The organism is Exiguobacterium sp. TDN 0502 (assembly GCF_050846835.1).
Taxonomy (GTDB): Bacteria; Bacillota; Bacilli; order Exiguobacteriales; family Exiguobacteriaceae; genus Exiguobacterium_A.
Window position 1 is genome coordinate 82,911 of sequence record NZ_JBOZGJ010000006.1, and the last position, 20,134, is coordinate 103,044.

The 20,134-nt window shown below is 48.5% G+C and carries 18 protein-coding genes, 1 tRNA gene and 1 other annotated feature; of the genes, 6 read left to right on the top strand and 13 right to left on the bottom strand.

What is annotated here, in order from left to right:
• Window positions 1-30: 30 nt before the first annotated feature.
• Window positions 31-278, bottom strand: a binding site (T-box leader).
• Window positions 279-423: 145 nt separating this feature from the next.
• Both ACRPK8_RS08390 and ACRPK8_RS08395 read right to left on the bottom strand, forming a co-directional pair.
• A complete protein-coding gene (locus ACRPK8_RS08390) occupies window positions 424-1,311 on the bottom strand; it encodes a carbohydrate ABC transporter permease (RefSeq protein ID WP_432237813.1) in 888 nt (295 codons plus the stop codon).
• Window positions 1,308-2,195, bottom strand: a complete 888-nt coding sequence (locus tag ACRPK8_RS08395; protein WP_432237814.1) for a carbohydrate ABC transporter permease — start codon at window positions 2,193-2,195, stop codon at window positions 1,308-1,310. Before ACRPK8_RS08395 ends, ACRPK8_RS08390 begins: the two co-directional genes overlap by 4 nt.
• A 166-nt stretch (window positions 2,196-2,361) precedes the next feature.
• On the opposite strand from ACRPK8_RS08395, the gene ACRPK8_RS08400 reads away from it, so the two are divergent.
• Together ACRPK8_RS08400 and ACRPK8_RS08405 are read left to right on the top strand one after the other, a co-directional pair.
• Window positions 2,362-4,041, top strand: coding sequence for a formate--tetrahydrofolate ligase (locus ACRPK8_RS08400; protein WP_432237815.1), 1,680 nt, complete (start codon window positions 2,362-2,364; stop codon window positions 4,039-4,041).
• A 16-nt stretch (window positions 4,042-4,057) separates the two neighbouring features.
• Window positions 4,058-5,014 carry an alpha/beta fold hydrolase gene (locus ACRPK8_RS08405; RefSeq protein WP_432237816.1) on the top strand — a complete coding sequence of 319 codons (957 nt, stop codon included), beginning with the start codon at window positions 4,058-4,060 and terminating at the stop codon, window positions 5,012-5,014.
• Between the two features lie 70 nt (window positions 5,015-5,084).
• On the opposite strand, the gene ACRPK8_RS08410 is transcribed toward ACRPK8_RS08405, so the two are convergent.
• Together ACRPK8_RS08410 and ACRPK8_RS08415 are read right to left on the bottom strand one after the other, a co-directional pair.
• Window positions 5,085-5,504 (bottom strand): hypothetical protein, encoded by a 420-nt coding sequence (locus ACRPK8_RS08410; RefSeq protein ID WP_432237817.1) that lies wholly within the window; start codon window positions 5,502-5,504, stop codon window positions 5,085-5,087.
• Complete coding sequence (locus tag ACRPK8_RS08415) at window positions 5,501-6,046, bottom strand: imm11 family protein (protein WP_432237818.1); 546 nt, start codon at window positions 6,044-6,046, stop codon at window positions 5,501-5,503. The genes ACRPK8_RS08410 and ACRPK8_RS08415 overlap by 4 nt, the downstream gene beginning before the upstream one ends.
• 169 nt (window positions 6,047-6,215) lie before the next feature.
• On the opposite strand from ACRPK8_RS08415, the gene ACRPK8_RS08420 reads away from it, so the two are divergent.
• Window positions 6,216-6,289 (top strand) — tRNA-Gly (locus ACRPK8_RS08420).
• Window positions 6,290-6,441: 152 nt separating this feature from the next.
• Entirely contained in the window at window positions 6,442-7,251 is an 810-nt protein-coding gene (locus ACRPK8_RS08425; protein WP_432237819.1) for an MBL fold metallo-hydrolase, read from the top strand.
• Window positions 7,252-7,517: 266 nt separating this feature from the next.
• Here the strand turns inward: ACRPK8_RS08425 and argF are convergent, their stop codons facing one another.
• The 7 genes from argF to argC are packed head-to-tail and all read right to left on the bottom strand — an operon-like array spanning window position 7,518 to window position 16,681.
• On the bottom strand, window positions 7,518-8,447 hold the full coding sequence (argF, locus tag ACRPK8_RS08430; protein WP_432237820.1) for an ornithine carbamoyltransferase: 930 nt from the start codon (window positions 8,445-8,447) through the stop codon (window positions 7,518-7,520).
• Complete coding sequence (gene carB, locus ACRPK8_RS08435) at window positions 8,444-11,476, bottom strand: carbamoyl-phosphate synthase (glutamine-hydrolyzing) large subunit (protein WP_432237821.1); 3,033 nt, start codon at window positions 11,474-11,476, stop codon at window positions 8,444-8,446. The genes argF and carB overlap by 4 nt, the downstream gene beginning before the upstream one ends.
• Window positions 11,466-12,524, bottom strand: coding sequence for a carbamoyl phosphate synthase small subunit (locus ACRPK8_RS08440; RefSeq protein ID WP_432237822.1), 1,059 nt, complete (start codon window positions 12,522-12,524; stop codon window positions 11,466-11,468). The genes carB and ACRPK8_RS08440 overlap by 11 nt, the downstream gene beginning before the upstream one ends.
• Complete coding sequence (locus tag ACRPK8_RS08445; RefSeq protein ID WP_432237823.1) at window positions 12,521-13,666, bottom strand: acetylornithine transaminase; 1,146 nt, start codon at window positions 13,664-13,666, stop codon at window positions 12,521-12,523. The genes ACRPK8_RS08440 and ACRPK8_RS08445 overlap by 4 nt, the downstream gene beginning before the upstream one ends.
• Window positions 13,632-14,405, bottom strand: a complete 774-nt coding sequence (gene argB, locus ACRPK8_RS08450; protein ID WP_432237824.1) for an acetylglutamate kinase — start codon at window positions 14,403-14,405, stop codon at window positions 13,632-13,634. The genes ACRPK8_RS08445 and argB overlap by 35 nt, the downstream gene beginning before the upstream one ends.
• Window positions 14,402-15,619, bottom strand: coding sequence for a bifunctional glutamate N-acetyltransferase/amino-acid acetyltransferase ArgJ (gene argJ, locus ACRPK8_RS08455; RefSeq protein WP_432237825.1), 1,218 nt, complete (start codon window positions 15,617-15,619; stop codon window positions 14,402-14,404). The genes argB and argJ overlap by 4 nt, the downstream gene beginning before the upstream one ends.
• A 30-nt stretch (window positions 15,620-15,649) precedes the next feature.
• A complete protein-coding gene (gene argC, locus ACRPK8_RS08460; protein WP_432237826.1) occupies window positions 15,650-16,681 on the bottom strand; it encodes an N-acetyl-gamma-glutamyl-phosphate reductase in 1,032 nt (343 codons plus the stop codon).
• 507 nt (window positions 16,682-17,188) lie between these two features.
• Between argC and nhaC the strand changes: the two genes are divergently transcribed.
• Together nhaC and ACRPK8_RS08470 are read left to right on the top strand one after the other, a co-directional pair.
• Window positions 17,189-18,565, top strand: coding sequence for a Na+/H+ antiporter NhaC (nhaC, locus tag ACRPK8_RS08465; RefSeq protein ID WP_432237827.1), 1,377 nt, complete (start codon window positions 17,189-17,191; stop codon window positions 18,563-18,565).
• 257 nt (window positions 18,566-18,822) lie between these two features.
• Complete coding sequence (locus tag ACRPK8_RS08470; protein ID WP_432237828.1) at window positions 18,823-19,032, top strand: DUF3006 domain-containing protein; 210 nt, start codon at window positions 18,823-18,825, stop codon at window positions 19,030-19,032.
• 94 nt (window positions 19,033-19,126) lie between these two features.
• Here ACRPK8_RS08470 and ACRPK8_RS08475 read toward each other — a convergent pair whose 3' ends face one another.
• Both ACRPK8_RS08475 and ACRPK8_RS08480 read right to left on the bottom strand, forming a co-directional pair.
• Window positions 19,127-19,579: a hypothetical protein gene (locus ACRPK8_RS08475; protein ID WP_432237829.1), complete on the bottom strand. Its 453-nt coding sequence runs from the start codon at window positions 19,577-19,579 to the stop codon at window positions 19,127-19,129.
• A 2-nt stretch (window positions 19,580-19,581) separates the two neighbouring features.
• Complete coding sequence (locus tag ACRPK8_RS08480) at window positions 19,582-20,127, bottom strand: TlpA family protein disulfide reductase (protein ID WP_432237830.1); 546 nt, start codon at window positions 20,125-20,127, stop codon at window positions 19,582-19,584.
• Between the last annotated feature and the right edge of the window lie 7 nt (window positions 20,128-20,134).

A 20,134-nucleotide genomic window follows, 5' to 3' on the forward strand; every position in this document is an offset into this window, starting at 1 on the left:
GCCATAAAAAAGAGCCCTTCTTTCCCAAGAATATGGGACGAAAGACTCGGTTCCGCGGTACCACCCATGTTAGCAACGATGTTGCTCACTCAAAAGACGAATCACTTCATCTTCGGCCATATGATAACGGACAGGCAACTCCGGCTACGCCTACTGACATTCGGGTTCGGGTAGCGACTCCGGGAGGTTCTTCGCATCTTGCTTCCGACTGGGCTCTCACCATCCCCAGCTCGCTATACGGTCATACAAGGTGTTACTCTTCCCTTCAAGGTCGTTGTTACAATTGAATTGAGAACATCGTACAACAGGTCGCAAGGATTTGAAAAGACTTTTTTTCAAAAAAATCTAAAGTTGTCAGACAAATCAAACATCATGAATAGACAAAACACGTTCTCGCATAAGCGAGAACGCGCTTTCAAAAAATTATTTAATTGATCCACTCGTAATCCCTTGAATGATCTGTTTTTGCAATGCGAAGAAGAACAGTAAGAGCGGAATAATCCCAAGCACGAGACCTGCCAGCGCCAAATCCCATTGCTTCGTGTACTGTCCGAAGAAGTAGAATGTCGCAAGTGGGATCGTCCGTAAATCGATATCCCGCAACATGAGCGATGGCAACAGAAAATCATTCCAAATCCACAATGTATTCAAGATGACGATCGTCACCGTAATCGGTTTCAAAAGCGGGAAAACGATACGCCAGAACACACCCCATTGCGAACATCCGTCGATGATGGCCGCTTCCTCGATCTCTTCTGGGATCGCTTTCATGAACCCGTGGTACAAGAAGATGGACAATCCGGATCCAAAACCAAGATACATCAGAATCAAGCCCCAGTAGCTATTTTGCAAGCCAAGATCACCAGACAATTTGGATAGCGGAATCATGATTGATTGGAACGGGATGATCATCGCTGCAACGAACAGGAAGAAGATGATCGTCGACAAACGTGTCTTTGTCCGGACAAGTTTCCAGGCTGCCATCGAGCAAAAGATGACGATGATCGCGTTTGCTCCGACGGTAATGATGACGGAATTCAAGAAGACCTTTCCGAAGTTCATCGCTTCCCAGGCCGCCGAGTAGTTGGACGTCATCCACTCCTTTGGTAAGCCAGAGGTATTCGTAAAGATGTCTCCTCGCGTTTTGAACGAATTCGAAACGACATAATAAAACGGAATCATGTACAGAAGTCCCATCAATAAGGCTGCCAGTTCCACTGCCCCAAGGCGTAAGGAATAGCGATTTTTCGCCTTTTTAGGACGTTTCGGTTTCTCCTCTTGCGGAGTTGGTAACGGTTGTGCAGTACTCATGCTTCCACCTCCCGTTTTTTCGTCAGATAGACTTGAGTGACGGTGATTGCCGCAACGATGACAAAGAAGATGACCGCCTTCGCTGAACCGAGCCCTAAGTTATTGTTCGTAAAGGATTCCTTGTAGATGTTCAAAGCAAGCATCTCAGTCGATTTAAAAGGTCCACCATTCGTCAGGGATAAGTTCGTATCAAATAACTTGAAGGACCAGGAAATCGTTAAGAACAGACAGATCGTGACCGACGGCATGATGAGTGGCAACGTAATGTTCCGCAAGGTCGAAAGACGATTCGCCCCATCGATTTTTGCTGCCTCGATCAATTCCTGCGGTACGTTTTGGAGGGCTGCGATATAAATGACCATGATATAGCCGCCGCCTTGCCAAATCGAGACGATGACGATGCCCCAGAACCCCGTCCGTGCGTCTCCTAACCAAGGAAGTTCAAACAGACTCCACCCTGTCAATTCACCGATGGATGCAAAACCTTTGACGTAAATGAACTGCCAAACGAAACCGAGGATCAAACCGCCAATCAAGTTCGGCATGAAGAAAATCGTCCGTAAGAAATTACGTGTGCGGATGTTTTGTGTTAACAAGAATGCCAAGATGAACCCGACGACATTCGTTAAGATGACGGCGACGACCGTATATCTCGTCGTCAGCCAAAATGACTGCTGGAACTGCTCGTCACTCGTAAAGAGACGGACATAGTTGTCAAAGCCGATCCAATTCAATTCCCCGGTTACCCCGTTCCAGTCCGTGAACGAATACATGACGCCATTAAAAAACGGTACAAGCACGATCACTGCGAATACAAGAAAGACCGGTCCGACGAAGAGCCAAAAATCGAGACCGCGTTTCCACTTCTTTTGTCCAGATGTCATTGTTTCATCCCTCCTCCACTCTACAGTACGTCTTTCGATCAGGATTGAACACGTCACCATTTGACCCATTGGGTGGAAAATATTGAACGTTTTTCTTTGGCGCGTCCGCACTAGATACGCTACTATTAGAAAAAAGAGAGAACCATTCAAAGAGGGAGTCGATACCATGGAAAAGACCATTCGCTCAGACTTAGAAATCGCACAACAGACCGTCCTACGCCCGATCCGAGAAATCGCGGATCGGATCGGTTTGCATGAAGAGGATTTCGACACGTACGGAAAGTATAAAGCGAAGTTGACAGACGGACTGTTGAACCGTTTGGCAACGAAATCCGACGGGAAATTGATCCTCGTCACGGCGATCAATCCGACCGCTGCCGGTGAAGGTAAATCAACCGTCACGGTCGGTCTCGGGCAGGCATTACACCGGGCGAAGCATCAGACGATGATCTGTTTGCGGGAACCGTCGCTCGGTCCGACGATGGGATTAAAAGGTGGTGCGTGTGGTGGTGGCTACAGCCAGGTATTGCCGATGGAAGAAATCAATCTACACTTCACAGGCGACATGCATGCGATTACGTCCGCGCACAATACAATCAGTGCCTTGCTCGACAACCACCTGCACCAAGGCAACATGCTCGGTATCGACCCGCGTCGCATCGTCTGGAAAAGGGTTCTTGACTTAAACGACCGTGCCTTGCGTCAAGTCACGATCGGTCTCGGTGGTCCTGCCCATGGCGTACCGCGTCAGGACGGCTTCGATATTACGGTCGCATCTGAAATCATGGCTGTCCTTTGCCTCGCCGATTCCATCACGGATCTCGAACAGCGGTTAAGCCGTATCGTCGTTGCCTATACGTATGATCAACAACCGGTAACGGTTAAGGATATTCAGGCAGCAGGAGCTGCGACGTTGCTTCTCAAAGATGCGTTCCGCCCGAACCTCGTTCAAACAGTCGAAGGAACACCGGCACTGATTCATGGCGGACCATTCGCGAACATCGCACATGGCTGTAACTCCTTGATTGCAACACAGACCGCCTTGAAACTGAGTGACTATGTCGTCACGGAAGCCGGATTCGGGGCTGACTTAGGGGCTGAGAAATTCTTTAACATCAAATCTCGCATCGGCGGACTTCATCCGGATGCTGTCGTGATCGTCGCTACAGTGCGTGCCTTGAAAATGCACGGTGGTGTTGATAAACAGCAACTCGGCGAAGAAAACCTCGCTGCCTTGACTGACGGACTGGCTTTACTTGAAAAACACGTCGAGACGATGAACTTATTCGGTGTTCCTGCCGTTGTTGCCTTGAACCGCTTCTTTACGGATACGGAAGCAGAACGGGATATGGTCATCTCGTGGTGCAAGGAACGCAACATTCGTGTTGCCGAGAGCGAAGTCTTCAGTAAAGGTGGCGCAGGTGGCGAAGCGCTCGTTTCAGAAGTCATGCAAGCCCTTGAGGAACCGAGTGACTTCCGTCCTTTGTATCCGGATGCGTTGCCGCTCCGACAAAAAATCGAGCGGATCGCGAAACGGGTATACGGAGCTTCGGACGTTCACTTTGAAGACAAGGCGCTACGTGAACTCGAACGGTGTACCGAGATGGGGTTAAACGATTTACCGATTTGCATGGCGAAAACACCGTTCTCGTTAACGGATGACCCTGCTCGTTATGGTCGTGTCGAAGACTTCACGATCACGGTTCGCGAAATCCGGCCGTCGATCGGAGCAGGATTCATCGTCGCGTTGACTGGGAATGTATTAACGATGCCGGGATTACCCGCAGTTCCCGCCGCCTTCCACATGGGTGTATCGGAAGACGGGCAGGTATTCGGACTTTCTTGATGAGAGGATGAGTTTCATGACGATTGACCATTCACATTGGGTAGCCTCTGACGGTTACACCACGACATTGCATAGCTTAGAAGCCCATGATCCGAAAGGCGTCGTAATCGTCTTTCATGGCATGATGGAGCATGGCGGACGCTATGAAGAATTTGCGGAGTTCCTCTACGCTCATCATTACCACACGATCATCGCGGACTTACGGTGTTTCGGAACACGTGCCGCACAGCTTGGATCACTCGGACATTTAGAACCCCACCAAGGATTCGGTCAATTGATGCAGGATGCCGAAGAACTGGTATCCGATATTAAAGAACGTTATCCTGCGTTACCAATCTTCATTTTCGGTCACAGCTTCGGTTCACTGATTGCCCGCCGGATCGGTCAAACCCTAGGACATATGGTGGCAGGCATCATCGCTAGCGGACCGCCGACGAGTACAGGACTCCTCGGTAACATCAGCGAAAAACTCGTCGCTCGCCAAATCCATCAGACTTCTTCTACACACCCTGCCGAACGATTCGGTCAGCTGGTGTTCGGTCGCTATAACTTACGCTTCTTCCCGGCATTGTCTAAAAATGCCTGGCTCTCTTCCGACCCTCAATCGGTCATGCGATATGATGAAGATCCGTTATCCGGACAGACCGTCACGCTCGGTTTCTTTCACGAGTTACTGAGTGCAACACGACTCGTCAACGGGCTCGCTTCCATTTATCAACACCCGCGTCACCTGCCGCTCTTGTTGATTGCCGGCGGTGATGATCCGGTTGCCTTTGACGGGAAAGGGATTCATCATCTGTTCGATATGTATAATCGTGTCCGGGTCGACGCCGTTCAACTGACGATTTACCGCGGATTACGCCATGAGTTGTTTCATGAATTCGAACGGATTCGTGTCTTCGCGGATGTCGCCAGCTGGTTGAATAAACAGGTCAACCCTGCAGCTAAACAGTCATCTTCCCGTTCTTCTTAAGCCCCATCAATCCATGCAAAAGGCAGCGGATCCTTGCGATCCGCTGCCTTTTGCACTTCTATCGTATCCTTCATTGAATCCAAGTCAGCGAAGAAATCATCGCTTCGATTTCCTCGATTTCAAGCGTCTCGCGTTCTGCAGAGTACGTCAATAAGACTAACCGTTCTCCGTCTGAATACGCGTAGATCCGTAAGAAAATCTCTTCTTCTTTCCCATCTACCGCAAGCAACGCTTCTTTTGTTGAATTACGACGGACTTCAAGTGCCCCTGTTAGTTCGATGCCGAACTCCTCGACCAACAGGTTGATTTCTTGTTCCGCCGCCTCATACGGTGTCAATTCTTCTGAGTCGGACTCATAAATGGATAATTGGAGCGTACCCATTGCATTTTCATCCGTCGAATAAAAACTGACATATGTCTCTTCTTCTTGATATTCGAATACCTTCGGATACTCTAACGTGATCCAATGGTCGACTGTGTACTGTTTCATTTGAATTCCTCCATTCGTTGTATCTTTTCAAAGTGGATACCCGTCACAGCCATGCGCTCGAATCGTCGAGCGAGCTGAGCAGAAACGAACATGCGTTGTGTTCGTTCATCCCGCATCAGGTGGTGCGGACATATCGAATCATTAATCCGTCGCTCGGTCAAAAAGTAGACGCGCCGTCGCGGGATCGGACGGAAGATATCCGTCGTATGTAGATGTTCGATTCGACTGACAGATAAGAGATTGAGAAGATAGTACGGAACCACTCCATCCTTCGTCTCAAGATGTACCTTGAGACATTGTACAGAAAAAGGCGCGTATGCTTCAATGACCTGTTGCATACGTTCCGAGACGAGCGGCAGATCGAATGTGTTTGGTAGGACATCCGGTAACAAATCCGCATCTTGATTGATGGAAAAAGCTAGTACACTTACGTTATGGAACCACTCTCCTGTCAATAAGCGATGACGATCGAATTGGTGGTGACACGTTGCCCTCCATCCTTTTCCCATCGGCTGTTCGCTCCAAACTCGCACTTCATTCACCAGACACTCTCTCCTCTACCCAACTTTACCCATATTACAAATCAAGATTACCAGTGTAAACGATTAACTAGTATTATTGTACACTGAATCTTAAAAGAAATTGCCTTTTTTCATAAAAGTTATGGAAATGCGCTCTTTGCTATGCTACTATATTTCATGTAGCCGATACGCGGGTGTAGTTTAATGGTAAAACCTCAGCCTTCCAAGCTGATGACGAGAGTTCGATTCTCTTCACCCGCTCCAATTATGACATAACATAGGTCTAGGACCATTTCCCTCTAGAGGGCAGGCGACTCGCGACGTGCGAGTCGTCTTTTTTATTTTTTCTGCTGATGATTCCAACGAATTTATGGGTATACAACGATATAGATAGAGATTCGTAAAGGAGGATTCGTATGATTCAGATGAAAATGCCCGGCGTGACGATTTATCAAAGTACACTCATGAAAACGACATCAACCTTGATCGAGACGCCTGATTGTCTGATCGTCGTCGACCCTGGCTGGCTACCTGATGAGATTGCAACGATTCGTCGAGACGTTGAAATCGTGCGTCGTGAACGACCATTATACGTCGTCTATACGCATGCTCATTTTGATCATATTCTAGGTGCCTACGCCTTTACGGATGCCATCGTCATCGCTTCGAAACCGTTCATCGATGTCGACCGACAAGAAGCGCTAAAAGCCGTTCAAGACTTTAACGATGAATTTTATATCGACTCTCCCGTGCTATTTCCAGATGTGACACATGTCATCCACGAGTCTGAAACGATTCTGACGATTGGACAAACGAAGCTGATTTTCTTTTTGACACCTGGTCATGAATCGACCCATCTTTCCTTCATCGTCATGCCACTCCACTTGTTGGTCTGCGGCGACTATGCTTCCGATGTTGAAATTCCCTTGATTGAACACGATTCCTCTGAGTATTTGACGACGCTCGAGTTACTCGAGTCGTTCATTTACGAATATGAAGTCAAACTCTTGATTCCCGGACACGGTCACATTTGTGATGTCCGAACAGAGATGATCGAACGACTTCATCAGAGCTATGATTATATCCTCGCCCTTCGTGCCGGAAAAGAGTCCGACTGGTCACCGTCTTGGCAAACGACGCCGTTCATGAAACGTCTGCACGAAAAAAATAAGCGGCAAGTCAAAAAAGAACATGAGGAGCGATTAGCTCGACGCCATTATGATTAACTTCGCTCAACTCAAAGAGGCTGACTCAAAAAAAAATGACGCGTCTTATCACGCCCTTTCCTCAGGCGAGACACAAGCCAGTTTTCCTGCTTTATTCAAGCAGGAAAGCGGGTCTTGTTCGTCTCTGACAGCGCAAAGATGCGCTTGTTCCTGTAGGAGTGGCGTGAAACGCGTCATTCTTTTTATTATGAGATCAGGATGGCAGCTCATCATTCTGCCACCCTTATCTTTGTGGAAACTGACTTTTGAGTCAGCCCCTTTTATCATCATCCAAGTAATGTGACGAGCAACGCTTTTTGGGCATGGAGGCGATTCTCGGCTTGATCGAAGATGACAGATTGCTTGCCATCGATGACGTCTGCCGTGACTTCCTCCCCGCGGTGCGCCGGAAGGCAATGCAAGAAAATGGCTTTATCATTTGCTTGATCCATGATATTGGCATTGACCTGATACCCTTCAAATGCTTGCAGACGCATCGTCGCCTCTTCTTCTTGTCCCATACTTGCGAAGACATCCGTATACACGACGTCCGCACCACTCGCCGCTTCCTCAGGATCCGTCATGACGATGATGTTTCCACCTGTTTCTTTTGCGATGACTTGAGCATCATGAACGACTTGTGGATCAGGAGCATACGCCGCCGGCGCACAGATGCGGACTTCCATCCCACTTAGCGCTCCACCAATCATCAGCGAATGCGCCATGTTATTTCCGTCCCCGATATATGTCAAAACCTTTCCAGATCGTGTTCCAAATGTCTCTTCGATCGTTAGCAAGTCAGCAAGGACTTGGCACGGATGATGTAGATCCGTCAGTCCGTTAATGATTGGAATCGTACCATGTGCCGCAAGCGTATCGACGATCTCATGACCGAACGTCCGGATCATCAGGGCATCGACGTAACGGCTCATGACTTGAATCGTATCCGAAAGCGGCTCTCCCCGCCCGATTTGCATATCTGCTCCACTCAATACGATTGGATGTCCACCAAGTTCGACGACACCCACCTCAAATGAAAGACGTGTCCGCGTCGATGCCTTTTCAAACAATAAGGCAACTTTTTTATGGCTTAGTGCGTTTTGGTAGACGTTTGGCTGATGCTTGATGTCTTTCGCGAGTACCAATAGCTCCGTCAGTGCTTCCGGCGTCAGTTCCGTCATCGTCAAGAAATGCTTTAGTTGTTGCATCGTCTTCATTTTACTTCCTCCTTGATCGGTTCTATCCATGTATGAAGTGGCTTCACAGCATAATGGTACTTCTCTGTCGCTTGTAGATGATAATGTGCTAATTCAGGTTCTGTCAGGACTTGCACCCCGGCAGCAAGCGCTGCTTCGCGACTCGCTTGTTCTTCTGTCACGTGCGAATAGAAAATCGCACATTGTGCCCAGTCAATCGTTTCATCTAACGCTACACCCGTTCCGAAAGCCTCTGTATCTACTCCAGCAACGATGATGTCTCTCGTTGTCAAATGTCGTTTCGTCGTTTCGTCGAAGATAAATCGCTCCAGCGCCAGTCCGTCTGTCGTCCATTGTAACGTTTCACCTGTCGAACGCATGACGGGACCTGTTTTCGGATCGACGCCTTGTAATTTTAACGTTGAAAAAACAGGGGTCTTGACGGCATGAAAAGCAAGTTTCGTCTGTTCCGTTGGTAGTACGACCGTTTGACCGACCGCTGCTTGGACTGCCCACTGCAAGATCGGTTGACCTGTTACTTTGGCGACGATCGGCAACGTCCGGGAAGCCCGCGGATTGATTTCAAGTACATAGATCTGTTCTTCATGTAAAATGAATTGAATGTTAAATGCCCCTTTGTAGTCCATCCGTGTTCCGATCTTCTGTGCAATCTGCTCTATGTCATCCTGGACACTCGTTTCAAGTGAAATTGGAGGTAAAATCATCGTCGAATCACCCGAATGCACCCCTGCCCGTTCCAATTGTTCCATCAAAATCGGAACGTACGTCGTTGTTCCGTCCGTAATGCAGTCGACTTCGATTTCCTTTCCTTGGAGGTAGGCATCCACGAGGACAGGGAATGTTAATTCGGAAACGATCGTCTCTAATTGCTCTTGATCGTGGATGACATGCATTCCCTTACCTCCGATGACATAGGAAGGACGAACCATGACCGGGTAACCGATCGTTGTTGCGACTTCTATCATTTGTTCGTCTGTCGCCACTTCTTGTCCCGGAATCCGATCGATTCCGATGTCATCTAAAAATTGATAGAACCGTTCACGGTCTTCCATTTGATCAATGACATCTGCCGTCGTTCCGAGAAGATGATAACCGGCGTTCTCCAAACCAGATGCCAGCGCAATCCCCGTTTGTCCTCCAAACTGGACTAAGACGTCATGGCAATCCTCTGCTTCTAGCACATGCATGACGTCTTCAAGTGTCAACGGCTCGACATACAGGCGATCTGCGACTTCGAAGTCGGTCGAGACGGTCTCCGGATTATTGTTGATCATGATTGTTTCATAACCGGATGCTTGTAATGCACGTACCGCGTGAACGGAACAATAATCAAATTCGATTCCTTGACCGATCCGAATTGGTCCCGCACCGATGACAGCGACTTTCTTTTTCGTCGATGCTGTGACTTCCGTTTGACCACTCCAGTTTCCGTAGAAATAAGGTGTCGTACTCTGGAACTCTCCTGCACATGTATCAATCATGTGATAGACAGGAAGAATGCCTTTTTCTTTACGTAAGTGCTTGATGTCAACAGCACTGACACCTGTTAGAAGGGCAATCTGTTTATCCGTAAAGCCCATCATTTTTGCCTGTTTCAGAGAACTCTCATTCGATACATCCATTTTTTGTTGTTGCTCGACGAGACGTTGGAGTACTTTTACGAATAAAGCTTGTACTTTCGTCTGTTCAACGAGTTCTTCGACGGTCGTCTCCTGACGATCTAGAAGTGCCAGCATCGCGAGCAGACGACGGTCTGTCGGAGCCATCACTTCTTTCCATAACGCGTCAGCTTCTGCTGTTTTCATCCATGTCGGATAAAGGGGTGATTGCTCGACTCCTGCACCACGCCATGCTTTTTGTAATGCTTCTTCCAATGTTTTCCCCATCGCCATACTTTCACCGGTCGCCTTCATCTGTGTACCGAGCGTACGGTCGCTTCCTGTGAAAAGGTCGAACGGGAAACAAGGCACTTTTGCCGTGATGTAATCCATCGTCGGTTCAAAACTTGCCATCGTCTCCTTCGTGACCGGATTGATGCAATCGTCAAGTCGTTCACCGAGTGCTAGGCGCGTCGCTAATTTCGCAATCGGATATCCCGTCGCTTTTGATGCAAGTGCTGAGGAACGACTGACACGCGGATTGACCTCGATGACGAAATAACGTTCCTCCGTCGGATGGATCGCAAATTGGATATTACATCCACCGATGACACCGAGATGCGAGACGATTTTTCGCGCTTCGGTCCGGAGCTGTTGATTCATCCGGTCCGAGATCGATTGAATCGGCGCAAAGACGACGGAGTCTCCGGTATGAACACCGACAGGGTCAATATTTTCCATATTGCAGACGATGATCGTCGTATCAGCGCTATCCCGCATCACTTCGTATTCGACCTCTTTGTACCCGGCAATGCTCACTTCGACTAGACATTGCGAGATGGGACTTGCCTGTAAGCCATTTTGTGCCAGCGTACGTGCTTCTTCTTTTGTCGATGCGATTCCGCCGCCTGTACCTCCGAGCGTAAACGCGGGTCGGATGACAAGCGGTACACCGTGTACTTCCATGAATGCTTCAAGTTCTGCTAACGACTCAATCGTCATACTTTCCGGAAGGGGTTGTGCCAGTTCAATCATCTTTTGCTTGAAGCGTTCACGGTCTTCCCCGTCCCGAATCGTATCCAGTGATGTTCCCAAAAGTTCGACGCCGTATTGTTCGAGTACCCCTGCTTCTTCGAGTGACATCGCAAGATTGAGTGCCGTTTGTCCGCCGACTGTCGCTAACAGATGCGTCGGACGATCTGCTTCGATGATTGCCGTCGCTTTTTCAAGGGTCATCGCCTCAATGTAGACATGATCTGCCGTGCTTGGATCCGTCATGATAGTAGCCGGATTCGAATTCATTAAGATGACCTCGCATCCCGCTTCTCGAAGCGCCTGACAGGCTTGTGTTCCAGAATAATCAAATTCTGCTGCTTGCCCGATGACGATTGGACCCGAACCGATGACGAGTACTTTCTGCTTATCCCACATACGCTACCTCCTGGTGTAATACGGTATTTACGAATTGATCAAAGACGACCATCGCCTCTGTGGGTCCCGGACTCGCCTCTGGATGGAACTGGACTGTCATGATCGGTAGCGTCGGATGAATCAATCCTTCTACAGACCCGTCATTGATATGCTCATATGCGAGTTCCATTTCAGACGCTTTGATACTTTTGACATCAACGGCATATCCATGATTCTGCGAGGTCATGAACACTTGCCCGGACGCTAGATGACGCACGGGATGGTTCGCTCCTCGGTGTCCATGATGTTGTTTTAATAAGGTACAACCAAAGGCATGAGCGAGAACCTGATGCCCCATACAAATCCCGAGCGTCGGATAACTCGTCGCCAGTTCACGAATTCCTGAAAGGAACGGGTCTAATTGAGTCGGATTACCGGGTCCGTTGGAAAACAGCAGACCATCCGGTGCAAGGGCTTGAATCCGTTCTGGTGTCGCATGATACGGAACGACCGTCACACGCATACCGCGTTCAAGCAAAGCGTCAATCATTGATTGTTTTACGCCGTAATCGATACAGACGACATGACCCTGTTCGACTTCCGGTACGTATTCAACGTTTGAAGCCGTCGAGACGGAAGCGATGTACGCCGCATTGATGGGCTCGGATCCCGTCATGCCTTCTTGCATCATGTCTCCGAATTGATCCCCTTCCGTCCGTAATAGATGCACAAGAGAACGCGTATCGACCCCCGATAAAATCGGAACACCCGCTTCAGTTAACCAATTCGCAAGTGACATTCCTTCTCCGTCCTCCGCTAAAGTCTGGACGATGACGCCGGCGACTTGGATCTGGTTGCTTTCTGACGCTTCCGCTTGAATACCGTATTGACCAATCAACGGGTAGGTGAAGACGAGGATCTGCCCCTGATAGGATGGGTCCGTCAAGACTTCCTGATACCCCGTCATACCTGTGAAAAAGACGACTTCACCTTTGACTGGAGCTGTTCCTTGCCATGAACCGGTAAACGTCGTCCCGTTCGCAAGCGTTAGTTTTCCGGATTGTTTCATACGATGACCTCCTGTTGACAAACAAGTTGTATTTTTTCGATGGCTTGCATGAGTTCCTGTTCTGTCACGAACAACGATGGCAACAAGCGAATGACATGAGGACCAGCCGAGACGACGAGAAGTCCGTTTTCACGTAAGGCGTCAATCAAAGGGGCAACAGGCATCACGCACTCGATACCAATCATCAAGCCACGTCCGCGAACCGAACGAACGATTGTCTCTGGTAAGTTTTTTGCTAATTGCTGGCGCAAAAATTCCCCTTTTTCTTGAACGTCCGTCATGACGGTGTCACTTAACAAAAGTTCAAGTGTTGCTTCCGCGGCTGTCATCGCAAGCGGATTTCCGCCGAATGTCGAACCGTGCGATCCAGGTGTGAATACTTCCGCTGCCTCTGCTGTCGCGAGTACTGCACCGACCGCAAGTCCACTTCCAAGCCCTTTCGCAAGGGTGATGATGTCCGGTACGAGTGGTGTCTGCTCAAACGCAAAACGGGAGCCTGTCCGGCCGATGCCGGTTTGCACTTCGTCGACGATGATTTTGACATCATAACGTTGCGCCTGCTTCATCAACGCTTCGAGCCAAGCGTCATCAGCGACGACGACGCCACCCTCTCCCTGAATGATTTCGAGCCACACCGCAGCTGTTTGTTCCGTAATCGCTGATAAGCTCTCCATCTCGTTAAACGGCAGATGTTTGAACCCGTTCACCATCTCTCCGTATCCTGCTTTGATTTTCTCCTGTCCTGTCGCCCCCATCATCGCAAACGTCCGACCGTGGAACGATTGTTTGAACGTGACGACTTCCGTTTTTCCTGTCCACTTCCGCACGAGTTTGTACGCCGCCTCGTTTGCTTCCGCACCGCTATTACAAAAGAAGGCATGACTGAGATGACTATCTTTCGTCAGTCGCTCGGCGACCCGCTCTTGTGCTGCGATTTGAAACAGGTTCGATGTATGCCAAATCTGATTCAGTTGTTCTTCTAGCCGTTGCTGAATAAAGGGATGGCGGTGCCCCGTGTTGCAAACGGCGATTCCCATGATGAAATCGAGATACGTCTTTCCCGTCGTATCCTCAACGATTGACCCCTGTCCTTTAACCAATTCCACATCAGTACGCTGATAGGTGGGTAGTAGTGCGCTCATGTGATTCCTCCTTGATTCGTGTCCCTGTAGCTAATACATTTTTTCCCGATCGAATGACGACCTCTGGAATACCATGCTGAGCGGCCTGCATCATCGCTTCAACTTTCGGAATCATTCCGCCGTAGATTTCCCCGGATGCGATTGCCGCCTCGATCGTTGCAGAGGTGATTTCCGCTTGATAGTCGCCGTTTACTTTTACACCTTCTACATCCGTCAACAGTTCGAACCGATCGACGGACCAGGCTTTTGCGACGGCAATGGCACACGCATCCCCATTACTGTTTAAAGCCCCTTGCTCCCCTGTAACAAGAGACGTGACGACAGGCACATACCCATTCGTACTCAACACCGTGAATAATCGTGGATGAATGTGCGTGATGTGACCGACTGCCCCGAGTCCTTTAACTTTTTTACCATGAACGCTTGCGCCGTCTAAACCGCTCATCCCGACGGCAGGAATCCCCGCTTGATTCAACTGCTGGACGATACCGGATTGGACTTCCCCTGCTAAGACCCGTCGCGCTCCGAGTAAGACACCATCCGTCGTCACACGGACACCGTTCCGAAACACGGGTTGAATGCCCTGTTGTTCGCAGTAACTGGATAGAAGCGGTCCGCCCCCGTGAACGATCAATAATTCGTTACCGGTTTCAACCCATGCTTTCCATTCCTCGAAGTATCGCGCATCCAATTGCTCCCAGACACTTCCACCCAGTTTAATGACTTTTCGTTTCGTCATGTCCGGTAACTCGCATTGATTTTGACGTAATCGTATGTCAGGTCACAGCCGTAGGCATGTCCGTGTCCTACTCCATCATGTAAATCGATGTGGATCTGTACGTCCTGCTGTGCCAGTTCCTGCGAGGCAATCGTTTCATCGAATAAAACAGGCATACTGTGTTGCAACACCCATTGCGAACCAATTTTGATATCGACGTTTGTTACATCGAGCGGCTCCTCAACACTGCCGACAGCAGCGATGATCCGTCCCCAGTTCGCATCTTCTCCGAAGATCGCCGTCTTGACGAGCGAGGAACCGACGACTTGTTTTGCGACCATCCGTGCTACTTCATCCGTCTGTGTGCCTGTCACTGTCACTTCGATCAACTTCGTTGCGCCTTCCCCATCACGTGCGATCTGTTTCGCTAAGTCCTGACAAACGGATTCAATCGCCTGCTCTAAAGCGAATGCATCCTCTGTTCCTTCAAGAATCGTTGCTCCACCTGCTGCGCCACTCGCTAAAATCATCACCATATCGTTCGTCGAACTGTCGCCGTCTACCGTGATACAGTTAAATGTCCGATGAATCGTCCGACGTAATATCGTTTGGAGCGTATCCGGCTCGATCGTGGCATCGGTTGTCAAGAAGCCTAGCATCGTCGCCATATTCGGATGAATCATTCCCGACCCCTTCGCCACACCGCATACCGAAATTTGAATACCTTCCTGCATGTATTGTTGACCGGCTGATTTCGTAGCCGTATCGGTCGTCAGGATCGCGTGCGCAAAGTCATTCGTAGCATCACTATGATTTGAAGGCATCAGCTGCGGAATGCCTGCCAGTAACGTATCGATGGCAAGCGGCTGACCGATGATTCCTGTCGAAGCAATCGCTACCTGCTCTGGAGCAATGTTCAGGCTCTTCGCCATGGCTTGTTGTGACATATACGCATGGGATAGACCTAGTTCCCCTGTACAGGCATTGGCATTGCCACTATTGACAAGAACGGCATGGATGCGCCCTTGCGAAGACTCGATTGCTTGTTTCGTTACCGTGATCGGCGCCGCCTGAACTTGATTCGTCGTATAGACCGCTGCAGCACTCGCTCCTGTTTCACACCAGATCAGACCAAGGTCTTTCCGCTTTCGTTTCAGACCTACATGCACTCCGGATGCTTGGAATCCTTTCGGTGTCGTAATCGTCAATGGGGTCTCTACTTGTACTTGCCACACAGGCGTTCCTCCTCTTATATTTCTTCTTGATTAAATGTAGATCGGCTGTTGTGTTAACCCGGATGTCTCGTCAAATCCAGCTAGAATATTGGCATTTTGAACGGCCTGTCCGGCGGCGCCTTTTTGCATGTTGTCAATAACCGAAACAATCGTGACGCGTCCGGTCCGCTCATCCTTGTATACAGTCAAATCACAGTGATTACTGCCAACGACCGATTTGATTTCCGGATCAGTCTGCTGGACACGTACAAACGGTTCCGATGCATATTGTTCGCTCAACCAGGATCGCCACTCCGTTTCCGAAACGTCAATCAATGGCTTGACTGTCATGATCGCCATGATGCCTCGATTAATCGGAAGCAGCTGGGTCGAGAACGTGATCGGGTGCGATGATCCGGTCCATTCGAAAAGCGCCTGTTCGATTTCCGGGATATGCTGATGCTGATTCACTTTATACAAACGAACGTTTTCGCTTGAATGTACATGGTGGGTTTGTGCCGTCAATGTCTTGCCTGCTCCGGTCAGACCGGAAGAGGCTTGAATGATGATTTGAGATGGATCGATTTTTTTCTCTTTTAAGAACGGTGTCAGACCGAGGAGGACCGCTGTCGCGTAACAGCCGGGATTCGCAACCCACTTGCTCGCCGTGACGGCTTGACGATTCCATTCCGGTAATCCGTAAGCCGCTTGTTGTTGTAGGTCTACAGCTACTGGTTCCTTGTTGTACCAAGCCGCGTATGTGTCAGGCGGAAGCCGTAAATCACCGCTCAAATCAATGACATAGCCGGACCAGTTTTGAAGTTGTTCTAAGTATTGTTTCGAAATTCCACTTGGTGTAGCTAAAAACACCATTTCTGTTTCAGTTTCCGCAAGAGTTTCCACTGAAAAGGAAGATAATGAGGAATATGTTTTTTTATTCATGAATGGGAATACATCATGCATGGATTCCCCCGCCATCGAGTCACTCATTAAACAGACGATTTCAAAAGAAGGATGTGCCTCCAACAGCCGAATCAACTCAATTCCCGTATATCCTGTCGCGCCAATGATGGTGCATTTCATATCTGTACGCTCCCCTTCGAAGAATGTTATACCGATTTAAACATTTGTATATTTATACTGTCAATTGAATTTTTATTAGTTTTTATACAAAAAAAGAAGCGTTGAAGCGATTGTCTTCCATAAGACAGTCCCTTCAGCGCTTCTTTTCATTTAATGCGTTCAACGTTTTTCAGCACGTTGCGCTACGAGATGATCGATTCCAAATACGCCTGCACCCATCACTGCTATGACGACTACGAAAATCAGTGTAAACATATGTATCCTCCTTATCGTTCACAAAAATGTCATTTGATACTTCCTATTGTGCAAGATTTCTCTCAAAAAAGAAAGCGTTTACGACAAAAAATCGTCACATTTCTGTTTTTTTATATTTTTAGCTGAATCACTTATAGTTGACGCCATCCATAATATTCGTTAGTATTACGTTTGTTCAATGCTTTTGTGCATAAAAGCGTGTTAGCAACAGAGCATTATCATTCTTTCATATTCATTTAAGGAGGTGGAAGCATGCGCATGTCATTCCGTGAATCCGCAGCTATCCTAGGAATCAGCATCATCATCTTATTATCCGCGTTATTCGGCGCCAAAGCCGAACCGCATCTTGCCATCTTATCCAGTCTTATTTTCGTATCAGGATATGCCGTTTATCGTGGATTTAAATTCGCAGATGTCGAACATCATATGATTCAAGGTATTCGGGAAGCGATCAAACCGATCATGATCATGTTGCTCGTCGGTATGACGATCGCGGTCTGGATGATGAGTGGCGCAGTGCCGACCCTACTTCATTTTGGTTTATCGACACTTTCGGCGACCTGGTTCGCACCGAGTGCCCTCCTCATTGCGATGGTCGTCTCGACCTTTACAGGCAGTTCCTTTACGACGATTGGAACAGTCGGTGTCGCTCTGATGGGAATCGCGATTGCATTAGGCGTCAATCCAGCACTTGCTGCCGGCGCCATCATCAGCGGTGCCTGTTTCGGAGATAAGATGTCTCCATTGTCCGATACGACGAATTTCGCACCGGGAATCGTCAACGTTTCCGTGTTTGATCATATTCGTTTCATGATGGGAACAACGATTCCGGCGATTACGATTACGTTCATTCTGTTCTTCATCTTCGGACGCAGTAGCGGAACGGTCGATTCGTCTGCTGTCCAGGCAACACAGCAAGAGTTAGCCCGCTTGTTCGATTTGTCACCTTTGACGTTACTCTCACCACTGCTCGTCATGATTCTAGCGTTACGGAAGATGCCCGTCATCCCAACACTCGTTGCCGGCGTCTTGAGTGGACTGTTATTGACAGGTCTCGTCCAAGGAAACTGGAATATTTCGAACTGGATGGCCGTCATTCAAAACGGATTAAAACTGGAGTCTTCTAGTGAGACGGTCACCGCAATCATCAGTAAAGGCGGATTGCAATCGATGATGTGGTCGGTTTCCCTCGTCATGCTCGCGCTCGCTTTCGGTGGCGTCCTTCGCGGCATCGGTGTAATCGACGTGGTCATCGAACGGACGGTATCCCGACTGAAACGTGACGGCAGCATCATCTCATCCGTTGCTTTATCGTCGATTGGTGTAAACCTGATGGCCGGGGAACAATACTTGTCCATCTTGCTTCCGGGTCAAGCATTCAAGAAAATTTTTGAGCAGCGCCAGATTGATCCGCGTTTCTTGTCCCGGTCACTTGAAGATGGCGGCACTCTGATCAATCCACTCATCCCGTGGGGTGTCTCAGGAGCATTCTTCGCTACGACACTCGGTGTTCCTGTAACCGAGTACGTGCCGTTTGCGTTCTTCTTAATCCTTTCGCCACTCTTTACATTCTTACTGGCCTTTCTTCGTCCGACGAAAGTGGAAATGAAGCAATCCATTGCTTCTTGACTCTTTCTTTCTCTTTAAGGATCCGATTTGATACATCGGGTCCTTTTATAGTGACCATATTTCCTTTATTTCCTGTTAAATACGTCAGATTTAAGACCAAAACGGCTTGGAATCGCGTTTTTTTAAAGAATCATGTGTAAATATGAAATGAACTGGGAATATACCAAACATAAGAATAAAAATTACAGAGAGTGATAGAGAGAGAATGCATTTCGATCATTCGAAATGACTTCGATGTAATTGTGGGAGGAGTTAATATGATCAAACGTGGTACGCTGGAGCGACTTGATGGCAAATATGCCGTCCTTCTGTGGGAGAACGGTTCAAGTTTTATCCCACGACGTTATTTGCCATCCGAAGCGAGATTAGGCGATACAATTATCTTTGACGGAACAACTTATACGTTAGATGTCAGTAACTCATCACCCTCGTCCTTTCAGACATTTTCGTTTCGGCAAATGGGTTGATGATCGATGAAAAGCCATTCGATGTCATGTTTTGACTATGGAGACATTCGTTCTCACATCAGTCCTTACATGAGGCGGATGGCTTTTTCGTGTTTTAATCGCGGATATAGAGGGTCTGTTGCTGACACATCGGACAATCCAACTGATGGATGTCTGAGATTTCAACACGTTCCAGGATCGTCCGGTCCTGTGTACATTCGTATTGCGGTTGCACGACATCGGTTTCTAAAAAAAGAGCGCACCAAAAGCGGTTTGAGAACTGATGGCACGTTGGACAATGATAAAGGTCCAGTTGATAAGGGACCCATCCATCTGCCAATTCCATTTGATGAAGTTGATAGTATTGAATCAAACGAAATCGATTCCAGTCATCCACGTATCGCTGAGGCAATACCGGTTCATCCATCGACGGCACGAACCAAAATGGCAGACCGGTCATGAATGCCTCTACACCTTGCGTCAGGACAGCGGGAAAGGTCGGCCATCCGTCCAGTTGACCTAAATGAAACGTCTGTTGAAAGGAGCAGTTTCGGCACATCAGTTCCATCATCATCCTCCTGTTCGTTTCACCATCTCTTTTAACATATTTTCTGTTACGGGACCGACATGTTTTGCAAGAATCGTTCCCTTTCGATCCAGTACATACGTAGCAGGCATAGCTACGAGGCGATACGCTTCTTCCGATGTCCCTTTCCGGTCATACAGAACAGGATAGTCGACAGGTGTCTGTTTCAGAAATGCTGCCACATCCGCGACACGACGCTCCGACGTCGTGACATTGATGCCGTAGACCGGGATGCCTGTATCCCGTGCAAAAGCATTCAATTCCGGAATTTCCTGTTTACAGGGCGGGCACCACGTCGCCCAGAAATTAATCACAAAGACATCATGATTCATTTCGTCTAATTCAATCGTCTTTCCTGCTTGCCGCAAGGAAAGATTCGGTGCTCTCATGCCCACCTCTAGTCCTCCCTGCGACACTTCCTTTTGCTGTTCGACCGCTTTAGACTGCTTCGCTTCATAGGTCTGGTAGCCACGATAGCCAATCCCTATGACGGCAATCGAAAGGATCAGATAAATGAGTGCTTTTTTCATATCCAAT